Source organism: Streptomyces sp. WZ-12 (genome assembly GCF_028898845.1).
GTDB lineage: Bacteria > Actinomycetota > Actinomycetes > Streptomycetales > Streptomycetaceae > Streptomyces.
The window spans coordinates 1,895,192-1,908,333 of sequence record NZ_CP118574.1 but is presented as its reverse complement, the minus strand read 5'-3'; the positions used below and the strand labels follow the sequence as shown (position 1 = coordinate 1,908,333).

The window sequence follows — 13,142 nt, the reverse complement described above, 5'->3', positions numbered from 1 at the left end:
CCGGTCGAGCCCGGGCCCGCCGGCGCCTCAGAACACCCCGGCCAACGCCCCGCGGCCGTCCGGCAGTCCGTCCGACCCGGGAGACGCGGTCGCCTCCGGCGAATCCGAGGGCGTCCGCAGCAGCCCCGCCAGCCGGTCCGACCACTCGCCCTTGCCCTGACCCAGCGCCAGTTCGCCCAGCCGCAGCAGTTGGACGTCGGAGGTGCCGGCCGGCGCGAAGATGTGGTGGGCATCGCGCAGGAAGCGTTCCACCGGCCGGTCGGTGAACAGCCCGCAGGCGGCGTGGATGTCCATCGCCTCCCGCGCCGACTCCAGTGCCGACTCCACGTTCACCAGCTTGGCGTTCATCAGCTCCGCATCGCACGGCAGCCCCTGGTCCAACAGGTGCACCGCGTGGTACGCGGCCAGCCGGGCGAGCAGCAGACGGGACTGGATGCGGCCCAACTTCAGCTTGATGGTGGGGAGTTCGGCGAGCGGCTCGCCGTAGCGGTGGCGTTCGGTGCAGAACGCGGTGGTCTCGTCCAGGACGGCCTGGTGGATGCCGAGCGAGACCGCCGTCAGGTTCGGCCGCCCGTACAGCACGCTGGAGGAGTACGCCACGGACAGTCCGTCGCCCTCCCGGCCCAGCAGATTGGCGGCCGGGACCCGGCACTCGTCGAAGAACAACTCGCCGAAACTGAAGCCGTGCAGGCCCATCGCCGGCTGCTGCGGCCCGACCCGGAAGCCGGGGGTGCCGGACTCGACGAGGAACGCCGACAGGCCCCCGGAGCCCTCGCCGGTGCGGACCACCACGCCGTGCAGATCGCCGATGTGACTGTTGCCGACGTAGATCTTCCGGCCGCTCAGGACGTAGTCGTCGCCGTCGCGGACCGCGGTGGAGGCCATCCCCAACACATGGCCGCCGGAGTGCGGTTCGGTGACCGCGATGGTCGGCAGGCAGTCGCCGGAGGCGATCGCCGGCAGCCAGGCCCGCTTCTGCTCCTCGCTGCCGAAGTGGATGATCTTCGCAGCGCCCAACTGGGACGCCTGCGCCATGGCGCCCATCGCGGCGCTCACCCGCGACAGTTCCTCGATGATCAGGGTCTTGGCGACGTGCCCGGCGCCCATCCCGCCGTATCTGCGGTGCACCGTCGCGCCGATCCATCCCTGACGGGCGATCAGCCGCGACAGGTCGGGGCTGACGGTGCGGTGCGCCTCCATGCCGGCGACCCGGGGCCGGATCTCGCGCTCGGCGAAGTCCCGTACCTGGCGCCGGAGTACCTCGTGCCGCCGGTCGGTGAAGTAGCGATGCAAGACGAGCCCTCCTTACGCGAACTGCCTGCCTGCGGACCGCTCCCCGCTGGGGGTGTGACGCGCGCGACGCCGCCAGATCGTATCGGAAACGATCTTGACTCCGCGGTGCGCAACACCCGTTGGCATACCAGCTCCGGGTCGCGCAAAACATCAACCCGGCGTATCCATACGGACACCTGGAGTGCGCGCGTGCGCCGCACAACCCCTCCCGGGAGCGCGGTGCGACGCGGTCCCGCCACCCCGCGGAACCGCGCCACCCCACGCTTCCCCGGCCGTCAGTGCCCGAGGTCGCAGCAGGACTCGCGGCGCTGCTGCCGGCCCACCTCCAGCCAGTCCGTACCGGCCGCCGCCGTCAGCGCCGCAGCACCGGGCGCCGGGAACGACTCCACCAACTCCCGCTGCTCGTACAGCCGCCCGCCCTTGAGCACCGCGGAGGTCCGCACCAGCGCCGCGATGTCCCGGAACGGATCGCCGTCCACCAGCGTCAGGTCCGCCAGCTTGCCGACCTCCAACGTCCCCAGATCGCGCTCGGCGCCGAACACCTCCGCCGGCAGCGCCGTCGCGGTCCGCAGCGCCTGCGCCACACTCAGCCCGCCCCGGTGCAGCGCCCGCAGCGCCAGGTGCAACGAGAGCCCCACCGGCACCAGCGGCTGGTCGGTGCCCAGCGCCACCAGCCCGCCGCCGGCCAGGACCCGGCGGTAGACCCCGACCTCGACCCCGATGTCCGCCAACTGGGCGGCCGTCGGCGGGTGTCCGGCGTTCTCCCGCACCACCGCCACGTCCCACGGCGGCATCAGCCGGCTCACCCGCACGTCCTCGGCCAGCGCCGGATCCTCACCGATCAGCGGCGACGCCGAGAACGGCGTGGCCAACATCCGGAACCCGCCCTGCGCATACACCTCCGTCAGGTCCTGGTACGCGTGCCCCGACGCCGACACCGCATGGCCGAACTCCAGCCGCTGGGTGGCCTGGAGATGGGTCGTCAGATCCAGTCCCAGTTGCACGCCCGGAGTGACCAGATGGCTCCCCGCGCGCACCCCGAGCCGCTCGTGCGCGAACCGCGCCGCCTCGGCCATCACCCAACCAGGCGCCCGTACATACGTCTTGACGAAGTCCCAGTCCAACGCAGCGCCCCGGGCCAACGACCGGCGCAGCCCCGCCTCGGTGCGGTGCGCCCGCCCCATGCTGTACGCCACCCGACCACCGTCCAGCAGCTCACCACAGGTCAGCAGCCGCGGCCCGGTCAGCGCCCCGGACGCCAACGCCTCCCGCAGCCGGGCCTGTTCGTAGGAGAAGCCGCCGCAGGACACCGTGGTGGTGATGCCGTACGCCAGCTGCAGTGCGGACTGCCGCCCGCCGTACGTCGTCTGCCACGGGTGGGTGTGCGCGTCCCACAGCCCCGGCAGCACCGTCCGCTCACCGGCGTCCACCCGGCGGGCGGCGCCGGCCCGGGACGCCCGGTGCGGCTCCACGGCCGTGATCCGCCCCTCCCGCACCACCACGTCGACGTCCTCCCGCACCGTCTCACCGGTGCCGTCCCAGAACCGGCCGGCGTGCACCACGGTGTCCCGGGCGCGCGCCGGGCGCCGGGTGAGCGCCACCGGAACGGTCCGCGCCGGACCGCCGGCCACCGGAACCAGCCGCAGCTTCCCGGCCGACAGGTACAGCAGCGTCCCGGAGTCCCCGGACCACGACGGATGGTCCGCGGCCTCCTCGGTCAGTTGCCGCGGCGCGCCCGCCGGCGTCCCGTCCGGCCGCACCGGCAGCACCCACAGCGCCGACTCCGCGATCAGCGCCAACCACTTGCCGTCCGGCGACCACACCGGACCGGAGTCATAGCGGTCGGCGATCGAGACGTGCTCGGCGACCTGGTACAGCCGGTCCTTCCCGGACTCCGCATCGACGATCCGGATGACGTTGTAGCCCTCGCGGAACCGGCGGTTGAGCCGATTGCGGTCGCACAGCGCCAGGAACCGCCCGTCCGGCGACCAACTGGGCCGGCCCGGCAGCCCGCCCGCCCCCATCGGCGCGGCCAGCACCTTCTCCGCGCCACCGGTCAGCGTCCGCACCACGAGATGGCCCGCCATGTCCAGCGCCGCCAGCCGACCGCCGTCCGGCGACAGCGCCGGCTGCACCCGCCCGCCGGCCGCCAGCACCGTCTCCGCCCCCGAGTCCAACTCCCGGCGGCGCACCGCGAACAGCCCGTCCCGGTCGTCCGCGTACACCAGCGCCCGGCCGTCCCGCGACCAACTGGGCGCGAGCACATACCGGGTGGCCGCCGCCGAGGTGATCCGGCGCGGCGCGCCGCCGCCGGAAGTCGGCGCCACCCAGAGCGAGTTGAGCGCCGCGAACGCCACCCTGCGGCCGTCGGGGGAGAGCGCCGGCAGATGGATGCCGCGGACCGGGCCGGCCGCCGAGGACTCGAAACCGTAGTCCTTCAGGCGGTACCGCGGCCGATCCAGCGGCAGCCGCGCGGCGAACGGCACGGTCTCCACGCGCTGCGGCGCATCCGGCCGGACGATGCGGAACTGCCCGCCGACGGTCAGCAGCAGCTCCTCCCGCGACACCCAGCGCGGCGGCACCGGCTCCACATCGCCGTCCACCGCCACCGCCGTCCCGTCCACCACCAGCGTGCAGGTCGGCCCCGGAAAGTCGGTGGTCCGCAGATACGCCAGTCGCCCCGTCGGGGACAGCGCGGGCACCATCACCTGCGCCGCGGCCGCCTCGGTGTGCTCGGTGCGCACCGCGCCCCGCCCGTCGGCGGGCACCGACGCCACCGTCCGGGAGAGCAGCGCGGCGCCGCTCACCCGCCCGCGGACGAAGACGATGCGGGAGCCGTCCGGCGACCAGCACGGGTCGAAGTCCTCCCAGGCGCCGTCCTGATGGGGCCCGTCCTGGCCCGGCACCCCGGTCACCCGCGTCAACCGCCCGGACGCCACCTCCAGGACCCAGATGCGGTACGGACTCCCGGCCACCGCGTCGCCGCCGCGCTCCGAGGCGAACGCGATCCGGCTCCCGTCCGGCGACCAGGCCGGCCCCCGGTCGTCCCACGGCCCGTCCGTCAACCGCGTCAGGCCCGAGCCGTCCGGGGCCAGTGTCCACAGGTGGAAGTTCCCGCCCCGATAGGCGCAGACCACCAGCCGACGCCCGTCGGGGGAGTACGCCGGGCGGGTCGGCTCCAGGTCGGGCGGGGTCAACGCCCGCGCCTCGCCGCCGTGTCGGGGCAGCGACCACAGGACGTTCTGCACCTCGGCGACCAGATGGTCACCGGACGGGGCGAGGGTGGCCGCGCCGTTGGTGGCGGCGGTGAAGGACAGCGTCACGGGCGCGCCCGCGGCCGGGACGGCGGACGGCGCGGCGGGCAGGGCCTCGGCCGCGGGGGCGGCGACGCCGGCCAGCCCGGCCGCGGCGGCGGCCGAGGCGGTGCCCTGGAGGAATCTGCGGCGGGTCAGCGGCGCACGCCGGATCGGGAAGTGCTCGGAGCGGTCTGTGGTGTCCAACGTTCCTCCTGTGAAAGGGGATTGCGGCACGGGTCGACTCAGAACCGCCCGATCGTGCCACGCCGGGCGGGCACTCGGCCATATCCGCCTCGCGCGCCCCGTGGCCAATGGCCGCCCCACCGGCCAGAGTGGGCGCGACCACCGACGCCGCCCCAGGAGAGCACCATGCAGCAGGACGTCCACCACGCCCCCGACGGCGCCCGCATCGCCACCTACACCTGGCTCCCGGAGACCGGTGCCCCGCGCGCCCTGGTGCAGATCGCCCACGGCGCCGCCGAACACGCCCGCCGCTACGACCGCTTCGCCCGCTTCCTGACCGACCGCGGCTACGTCGTCGTCGCCTCCGACCACCGCGGCCACGGCGCCACCGCCCCCTCGACCGGCGGCCGCGGAGTGACCGGCGAGGACGCCTGGCGGGCCATCGTCGGCGACCTCAAGGGCATCGGCGACCACGCGGCCGCCGCCCACCCCGGCCTCCCGCTCGTCCTCCTCGGCCACAGCATGGGCGCCATGCTGGCCCGCGACTACGCCCAGGAGTACGGCGCCGACCTCGCCGGACTGGTCCTCACCGGTGTCTTCCGCACCCTGCCCGGCCTCGACATCGACGCCGCCACCGCCGAACTGGAGGCGGAGATCGCCGCCCACGGCCGCGCCCACCCCTCGCCCTTCCTCCCCCGCACCTTCGGCTCCTTCAACGACGCCTTCGCCCACCGCACCGGCTACGAATGGCTCTCCCGCGACACCGCCGAGGTCGACCGCTACGTCGCCGACGAGGACTGCGGCTTCCCGTTCTCCGCCGGCCTGGTCCTGGACTGGGTGCGCGCCATCCGCAAGCTCAACGACCCCGCCCACCTGGCCCGGATCCCCCGCGGCCTGCCCGTCCACGTCGCGGTCGGCGACCAGGACCCCTGCCACCAGCGGATGACCCTGGTCCACGAACTCCTGGAGGACTTCCGCTACCTGGGTACCCGCGACCTGACCTGGCGCGCCCACCCGGACGCCCGTCACGAGATCCTCAACGAGACCAGCCGCGACCAGGTCCAGGCCGACCTGCTGACCTGGCTCGACGCCCGCCTCTGACCCATCCGCCCCCGGGCCGGCCTACCGACGAAGGAACCCGCCGATCCGGTCCCGCAGCCCCCGAGGGTCGAGCCCGTGTGCCGCCAGGTGCTCGTCGAGCTGCCCGTAGGGGCGCAACTCCCGGCGGCCGACGCCGAGTCCGAGCACCCGGTGCGGCCGGTCCGCCAGCGCGTCGTTGGCGTGCCCCGTGGAGGTACCGGCGAGATACGGCTCGACCAGCACCACGTCCGCGGAACCTGCGGCGTCCGCGGCGGCCCGCAGCGCCCGGCCGTCGAAGGGCCGCACGGTCGTCGCGTGGAGCACGGTCAGGTCCCACCCCTCGGTGGCGGCCAGCACGCTGTCCAGCATCGGGCCCACCGCGACCACCACCCCGCCACCGCCCTGACGCACCGTCGCGAACCCGACCCCGTCCACGGCCCACGGAGCCTCGTTGACCTGTACGGACAGTCGCACGTACACCTTGTCGTCACCGGCCGCCGCGGCCTTCCGCAGCAGCACCTCGGCCTCGTCGGGGTGCCCCGGCACGTGCACCGTCCAGCCGTCGAGGGTGTCCAACAGCGCCACATCGCCCGGTGCCATGTGCGTGAAACCGCCGCTGGGCCAGTCGTAGGAGCCGCCGGCGCTCACCAACACCCCACCCGTGCCCTGGTGGCCGAAGCCCAACTTCACCTGCTCGAAGGGGCGTTCCACCAGGAAGCTGGCGAAGGTGTGCAGGATCGGCCGCATACCGGTCAACGCCAGCCCGCCGCCCACTCCGACCAGCAACTGCTCCCGGATGCCGACGTTCAGCACCCGCGCGGGGTGCCGCCGGGCCGCGTCCGCGAAGCCATCGGCACCGATGTCGGCCAGCACCACGGCCAGCCGCGGGTCCTCGTCCAGCAGTCGCGAACCGACCGCGGCGAACCGCTCCCGCATGGTGTCCCTCACTCAAAGTCCTCTCGCATCAGGGCCGTTGGCCGTGAGGTGTCAGTCGCCGGTCGTCAGTCGCCGGTCGTCATGGGGAGGGGGGACGTCGGACGTCCTCGGTGGTGCGACGCGGGACGCTCAGGCCGCCCGCCGGGGCCGCGCGGGGGCGGTGGCGTTCTTCGGTTCGACGCGGGCGACCACCGCGTGCGGCCGGCCCGGGTGCGGGGCGCGGTACGCCGCGTGCAGCACCTCGTGGTCGCGGCCGTCCACGGTCGCCGCGGACCAGCCCACGGCCCCGAAGCGGGAGGCGATCCCGCCCCGCCAGCCGTGCGCGGCCGAGGAGTTGTCGACGACCAGGGCGTGCAGCCGGTCCAGGCCGGCCGCGCCCGCGTAGGCGAGCGCCTCGTGGTTGCTGCCCTCGTCGAGTTCGGCGTCCCCGAGCGGCACCCACACCGCCGGCCCGGTGCGGCCCTGGGCGCGCAGCCCCAGCGCGGTGCCGACGGCCAGCGGCAGCCCGTGCCCCAGCGATCCGCTGCCGATCTCGACGCTGGGCACCAGCACCCGGTCCGGGTGGTGACCGAGCGGCGAGTGGTACGCGCCGAAGTCCGGCAGCCAGTCGGCGGGGAAGAAGCCCTTGGCGGCCAGCACCGCGTAGTAGGCCATCGGGCCGTGGCCCTTGGAGGGCAGGAAGCGGTCCCGGTCGGGGTCGTCGGCGGTGGCGGGGGAGACCCGCAGCACCCGGTCGTAGAGGACCCAGAGGGCGTCGAGGGGGGAGGTGGCCGCGGGTCCGTGCTTCTCGTCGCCGGTCATCAGCCCCATCAGGCGGGGCAGTTCATCGAATCCACGGGCGTCGTGCAGCGGGGCGTCCAGGGCCGGTTGTGTCGCCGTGTGCGTCATGCCACCGACCTTGCAACCTCAAGCCGGCTTGAGGTCAAGGCCGCCCGCGGGGCGACCGCCGGTGCCGACCGCCCCGCCCCCATCGGCCGGGAGATGGCGACAGTCACCCTCTGAAGTGCGGTATTGTTGTGTCGCACGCCCGCTCCGGGAGCCCCGGGGTGGTGAGCATCGGGACGTGGCGCAGCTTGGTAGCGCACTTGACTGGGGGTCAAGGGGTCGCAGGTTCAAATCCTGTCGTCCCGACTTACGGAAACGTGAGTTGGAGACCGTGTCGGAAATATCCGACACGGTCTTTTCGCGTTCTCCTGGCCCCGGCCCCCGCCCGCCGTCGTCCCAACGCCGTTGCCGCGCCCGCCAGAAGGCCCGGGTCGCCGCCCCGCCCCGCCCCGCCGTACGCCCCGCCCAGGTCGACGCAGTGTCGTTGCCTCATCACTCAACTCCCGGTTAAGTCCGGCGTTCCTCACTGTCCGTATGTGGACTGGTGCGCCGCGTTCCCGGCGTGACAGGATGGGGAGGTGGCTTCGGCGGCCTTAACTGCTCGTTGGGCCGGCCGGACGGACGGGGGGATGGCCGTGGGAGGGGACAACCGGTCCAAGGGGGAGGGGAGCGTGCTCGCGGAACGGCTCAACCACCTTTTCGCGCACATGCACCCGCCGGGCGCCCCGTACACCAACGCCCACGTGGCCGAGGAGATCGGCCGCGGGACGGCGGAGTACGGCGGCGTCAGGGTCACCGAGCAGTACCTGTCGATGCTGCGCAACGGACGACGGGCGAACCCGAGCCCCGAACTCCTGCGCGCGCTGGCGAAGTTCTTCGCGGTGCCCGTCGGGTATCTGCTGGGGGACCTCTCGCAGCCGCAGGCCGCGCGGGTGGAGGAGGAGGTCCGGTTCCTCGCCGCCATGCGGGACCAACGGGTGCGCGCCATCGCGCTGCGCTCGGTCGGGCTGCCCCCGGAAGTCCAGGACAGCCTGACGACGATCATCTCCCAGTTCCGCCGGCAGATGAACCTGCCGGACGGCCCGCCGGAGCAGGGAGGTGAGCGGCGTGCCGCACGGCCCGACACCGACCGCTGAGCGCGACGGGATCTTCACCACCTGGCGGCGGGCCGGACACGAGGACGGGACGAGCATGCGAGTGGGGCAGATGCGCAGGCGGTGCAAGCAGCTCATCAAGGAGCTGCACCTGCCCGCCTCCACCGACCTGCGGGGGATCTGCGACATCGTCGCCGCGCGCGTCCAACGCCCCGTCCACCTCGTGCCGATGGGCCTGGGCGGGGTGGTCTCCGGAATGACCGCCACCACCGACGACGGCTACTGGGTCTTCTACGAACTCAAGACCTCCCCCTGGCACCAGGCCCACATCGTGCTGCACGAACTCAGCCACCTCCTCCTCGGCCACGCCCAGGACCCGGCCGTCACCGAGGACGCGCTGCGGCTGTGGACCCCGTCCGTCGACGTCGCCACCGCGATGCGACGGATGGGTCTGACGATGGGCTTCGCCCGCCACCACGGCTACGACAACCCCACCGAACGGGAGACCGAGGTGCTCGGCACGCTGCTGATGGAGCACGTGGTGCCCTCCGCGGCCGAGCGGGAACTCCCGCTGGAGGGGCCGGCCGCCGAGGTCGCGGCCGCGCTCGGTCCCGCGCTCCAACACATCCGCCGCCAACGGGAGGCCGCCGCGCGGGAAGGGGAGAGCCGTGTTTGACGTCGTCTACCTCTGCTTCGGGGCCGCCGCCTGGGCCCTGGTGGCGTACAAAGCCGTCGCCTGGTTCCGCGACCGCAGCAACACCGACCTGGGGCTGGCCTGCGTGATGACCGGCGGCGTCGCCACGGTCTTCCTCTTCTCCGCACCCAGCCTCTACCGCGGCTTCGACCATCTGGTCGGCGTCGCCAACCTCGCCATGGTCTTCCTGTACTCCTCCGTCATGGTCTTCGCCGCCGGGGCGCTGGTGCTGCTGCTCCGCTGGACGGCCGGCGACGGCGGGGCGGCCCGGGCCGGCGCCCGGACCAGGGCCCGCCGGACGGTCGGCGCGGTGGCGCTCCTGTGGGCGGTGGCCGTCACCGGCTTCGCCGTCGGCCGCCCCGATGCCGTGGAACACCCCCGCGACTTCAGCACCGCCTACACCGACGCCCCCGGCGTGATGGTCTTCCTGGTCCTGTACCTGGCCATCTTCGGCGCCAGCCTCGCCGGCCTGGGCACCCTCTGCCCCCGCTACGCCGCCCGGCTCGGGCCCTCCTGGTTGGCCCGCGGGCTGCGGGTGCTGGCCGCCGGCTGCTGGCTCGGCCTGGTCTACTGCGCCTGCAAGGTCATCGGCTTCAGCCTGTCATGGACCGGACATCCGGCCCACTGGCTCTCCAACGGCGTCGCACCCCTCAGCGCCTCGGTCGCCGCGCTCCTCGTCCTGACCGGCTTCAGCCTGCCCGCCGCCGGCCCCCGCGTCGCCGCCTGGCGCCGACTGCGCCGCCTCACACCCCTCTGGCGCACCGTCACCGCCCAGACCCCCGAGGTCACCATGGACGGAAGCCGGTGGTCCGGCCGTTGGCCCTTCGCCGACCTGGAATGGCGCGCCAACCGTCAAATGGCCGAGATCCGCGACGTCCAACGCGGCATCCGTCGCCACGTGGAGTCCGACGCCGTCGACATCGTCCTCGAACGCGCCCGCGCCGTCTCCCTCGACGACCGGCAACTGGCCGCCGTCGCCGAGGCCGCCGCCCTGCGCCGCGGCCTGGAGAACCGCGCGGTCGGCCACGTCCCCGTCCACGGCGCCGACAGCGTGGTGGTCGCCACCGCCCACCACCGCCCCGAACTCGCCGCCGAATACGAACACTTGGCGCTCGTCGCCGACGTCTACCGCTCCCCGCTCATCGAAACCGTGCTCGTCGAACTGCGCCAGCGCAGCGCCACCCCGCGCCGCTGACCACACCCCACAGACGGGGTGGCCCGGTACGGGGGTCCGGGCCTCCCGACCCGCCCGCGGCGGCACCGACCCCACCCGGCCGGTGCCGCCCGGCAGCCACCCGCGCTGATCTAGGCTCGTACGCCATGCAGAACACCGCCGAGACCGGCCCCGACGCCCCGATCGACACCACCCCCCTCCTGGACGACCCGTACGCCGCCTGCGCCGCCCTCCGCGAGGCCGGCCCGGTGCACCGCATCACCGGCACCGACGGTCAGCCCGCCTGGCTGGTCACCCGCTACGACGACGTCCGCGGCGCCCTGGCCGACCCCCGGCTCTCGCTCGACAAGCGCCATGCCGCGCCCGGCAGTTACCGCGGCTTCACCCTGCCGCCCGCCCTCGACGCCAACCTGCTCAACATGGACCCCCCGGACCACACCCGGATCCGCCGCCTGGTCGCCCAGGCATTCACCCCGCGCCGCATCGACGCCCTCCGCGCCCTGGTCCGCCGCATCGCCGACGAACTGCTGGACGCCATGGCCGCGAACGGCCGCGCCGAACTCGTCACCGACTACGCCGGCCCCCTCCCGATCACCGTCATCTGCGACCTCCTCGGCATCCCCGCCGCACACCGGCGCGACTTCCTGGCCTGGTCGGACGCGCTCCTCACCCCCGACCCCGGCCGCCCGCACGCGAGGAAGGAAGCAGTCGGCGCGATGCTGGAGTTCTACACCGACCTGATCGCCGCCAAGCGCGCCACCCCCGGCGACGACCTGCTCTCCGACCTGATCGCGGTACGCGACCACACCCCCGGCGACGCCGCCACCGACCGGCTCACCGAGGACGAACTGACCTCCCTCGCCTTCCTCATCCTCTTCGCCGGCTACGAGAACACCGTCCAACTCATCGGCAACGCCACCCTCGCCCTCCTCGACCACCCCGAGAGGCTCGGGGCGTTGCGCCGAAATCCAGCCGAACTCAGCGCCACCGTAGAGGAGTTCCTCCGCTACGACGGACCCGCCGCCCTCGCCATCCGCCGCTTCCCCGTCGAGGACATCGAAATCGGCGGCGCCCGCATCCCCGCCGGCGAGTGCGTCCTGCTCTCCCTCGCCTCCGCCAACCGCGACCCGGCCCGCTTCCCCGCCCCCGACGCCTTCGACCCGACCCGCGACCCCACCGGCCACCTCGCCCTCGGCCACGGCATCCACTACTGCCTCGGCGCCCCGCTCGCCCGCATGGAGGCCGAGACCGCCATCGACGCCCTCATCAGCCGCTTCCCCGGACTGCGCCTCGACATCCCCCGGGACGAAGTGCGCCACCGCCGGACGATCCGCGCACGTGGCCTGATTTCGCTGCCCGTGGCCTGGTAATCCAAGAGCGCACATCTTTTTGATGCGTAACCGTTCAGACATGCGGTAGAAAGGGCTGTGACCCGCCCGGTGTGCATCCCCCGTCGCACCGGGCGGGTCTTTCTTTGCACCCGCGCACGCCCCCGACACGCCGAACACACCACCACCCCGTGGCCCGTCTGGCGCAACCGTGCTGCGCCCTCCGTCCGCCCTACTTAGCGTGACCCCATGGCATTTGACGCGCTCGTCTCCAAGAAGACCGGTGCGCTGGCACTGATCGCCGCCGCCGGAATGACCCTCACCCCGATACCGGCCGACGCCCGTCCCGCCGCACCGACGGGCCGTCAGACGGAGGCCCCCGCCCGGCAGTCCCCCAGCGGCCTCAGCGCCCTAGCCTGGATGGTCGCCGACGCCGACACCGGCAGAGTGCTGGCCTCCAAGAACTCACACCGCAAACTCGCCCCGGCCAGCACCCTCAAGACCCTCTTCGCCGTCACCGTGCTGCCCAAGTTCTCCGCCAACCGCGTCCGCCAGGTCAGCGCCGCCGACCTGTCCGGCCTCGGCGCCGGCAGCAGCGTCGTCGGCGTCCACCAGGGCAGCAGCTACACCGTCGCCGACCTCTGGCGCGGCGTCTTCCTGCGCTCCGGCAACGACGCGGTGCACGTCCTCGCCGCCATGAACGGCGGCTGGTCGACCACCGCCCGCGAGATGCAGCAAACGGCGAACCGGCTCGGCGCCCGCGACACCACGGTCAAGTCCCCCGACGGCTACGACGCCCCCGGCCAGGTGTCCTCCGCCTTCGACCTCACGGTCTTCGCCCGCGCCGGCCTCGCCAACGAGGAGTTCGCCCGCTACTGCTCCACCGTCCGCGCCAAGTTCCCCGCCACCGGCGGCGCCGCCGTCCAGATCGAGAACACCAACCGCCTGCTGGCCGGCTCGCACGGCATGGCCCGCTACCCCGGCATCATCGGCGTCAAGAACGGCTACACCAGCAAGGCCGGCAACACCCTCATCGCCGCCGCCCGCCGCAACGGCCACACCCTCATCGCCACCGTGCTCAACCCCCAATCCGGCGCGCTCAACGGCGTCTACAAGGAGGCCAGCACACTGCTCGACTGGGGCTTCAACCGCGTGACGCACGCCGAACCGGTCGGCCGTACCGGCCCCACTGACGAGGGCTCTTAACGCCCGCCACGCCCCAACGCCAGAACGAGCCCC

General features: G+C 73.5%; 10 protein-coding genes and 1 tRNA gene. 7 read left to right on the top strand and 4 right to left on the bottom strand.

All coding sequences use genetic code 11. The annotated features are described in order from the left end of the window. Positions 1 to 27: 27 nt before the first annotated feature. Positions 28 to 1,293, bottom strand: coding sequence for an acyl-CoA dehydrogenase family protein (locus PV796_RS08180; RefSeq protein ID WP_274912253.1), 1,266 nt, complete (start codon positions 1,291 to 1,293; stop codon positions 28 to 30). A gap of 275 nt (positions 1,294 to 1,568) precedes the next feature. Then, positions 1,569 to 4,793 (bottom strand): amidohydrolase family protein, encoded by a 3,225-nt coding sequence (locus tag PV796_RS08175; RefSeq protein WP_274912252.1) that lies wholly within the window; start codon positions 4,791 to 4,793, stop codon positions 1,569 to 1,571. Between the two features lie 165 nt (positions 4,794 to 4,958). Here PV796_RS08175 and PV796_RS08170 point away from each other — a divergent pair, with 165 nt between their 5' ends. After that, a complete protein-coding gene (locus PV796_RS08170; protein WP_274912251.1) occupies positions 4,959 to 5,873 on the top strand; it encodes an alpha/beta fold hydrolase in 915 nt (304 codons plus the stop codon). Between the two features lie 21 nt (positions 5,874 to 5,894). Here PV796_RS08170 and PV796_RS08165 read toward each other — a convergent pair whose 3' ends face one another. Together PV796_RS08165 and PV796_RS08160 are read right to left on the bottom strand one after the other, a co-directional pair. Next, positions 5,895 to 6,788: a transketolase family protein gene (locus tag PV796_RS08165; protein ID WP_274918913.1), complete on the bottom strand. Its 894-nt coding sequence runs from the start codon at positions 6,786 to 6,788 to the stop codon at positions 5,895 to 5,897. A gap of 129 nt (positions 6,789 to 6,917) precedes the next feature. After that, positions 6,918 to 7,676 carry a transketolase gene (locus tag PV796_RS08160; protein WP_274912250.1) on the bottom strand — a complete coding sequence of 253 codons (759 nt, stop codon included), beginning with the start codon at positions 7,674 to 7,676 and terminating at the stop codon, positions 6,918 to 6,920. Between the two features lie 169 nt (positions 7,677 to 7,845). On the opposite strand from PV796_RS08160, the gene PV796_RS08155 reads away from it, so the two are divergent. The 6 genes from PV796_RS08155 (at position 7,846) to PV796_RS08130 (ending at position 13,109) form a co-directional block, all read left to right on the top strand. Continuing rightward, positions 7,846 to 7,919: transfer RNA gene (locus tag PV796_RS08155), tRNA-Pro, on the top strand. A gap of 323 nt (positions 7,920 to 8,242) precedes the next feature. Then, positions 8,243 to 8,749: a helix-turn-helix domain-containing protein gene (locus PV796_RS08150; protein WP_274912249.1), complete on the top strand. Its 507-nt coding sequence runs from the start codon at positions 8,243 to 8,245 to the stop codon at positions 8,747 to 8,749. Positions 8,750 to 8,810: 61 nt separating this feature from the next. Then, a complete protein-coding gene (locus tag PV796_RS08145) occupies positions 8,811 to 9,383 on the top strand; it encodes a hypothetical protein (RefSeq protein ID WP_274918912.1) in 573 nt (190 codons plus the stop codon). Beyond that, a complete protein-coding gene (locus PV796_RS08140) occupies positions 9,376 to 10,596 on the top strand; it encodes an MAB_1171c family putative transporter (protein WP_274912248.1) in 1,221 nt (406 codons plus the stop codon). The genes PV796_RS08145 and PV796_RS08140 overlap by 8 nt, the downstream gene beginning before the upstream one ends. A gap of 125 nt (positions 10,597 to 10,721) precedes the next feature. After that, entirely contained in the window at positions 10,722 to 11,945 is a 1,224-nt protein-coding gene (locus tag PV796_RS08135) for a cytochrome P450 family protein (RefSeq protein WP_274912247.1), read from the top strand. 207 nt (positions 11,946 to 12,152) lie between these two features. Further along, entirely contained in the window at positions 12,153 to 13,109 is a 957-nt protein-coding gene (locus PV796_RS08130) for a D-alanyl-D-alanine carboxypeptidase family protein (RefSeq protein ID WP_274912246.1), read from the top strand. Positions 13,110 to 13,142: the final 33 nt, after the last annotated feature.

Excerpts from the sequence above, each read along its gene's own strand:
- PV796_RS08130 (WP_274912246.1), top strand. The coding sequence starts at position 12,153 with ATGGCATTTGACGCGCTCGTCTCCAAGAAGACCGGTGCGCTGGCACTG.
- PV796_RS08150 (WP_274912249.1), top strand. The coding sequence starts at position 8,243 with ATGGCCGTGGGAGGGGACAACCGGTCCAAGGGGGAGGGGAGCGTGCTC.
- PV796_RS08170 (WP_274912251.1), top strand. The coding sequence starts at position 4,959 with ATGCAGCAGGACGTCCACCACGCCCCCGACGGCGCCCGCATCGCCACC.
- PV796_RS08165 (WP_274918913.1), bottom strand. The coding sequence starts at position 6,788 with ATGCGGGAGCGGTTCGCCGCGGTCGGTTCGCGACTGCTGGACGAGGAC.
- PV796_RS08160 (WP_274912250.1), bottom strand. The coding sequence starts at position 7,676 with ATGACGCACACGGCGACACAACCGGCCCTGGACGCCCCGCTGCACGAC.
- PV796_RS08135 (WP_274912247.1), top strand. The coding sequence starts at position 10,722 with ATGCAGAACACCGCCGAGACCGGCCCCGACGCCCCGATCGACACCACC.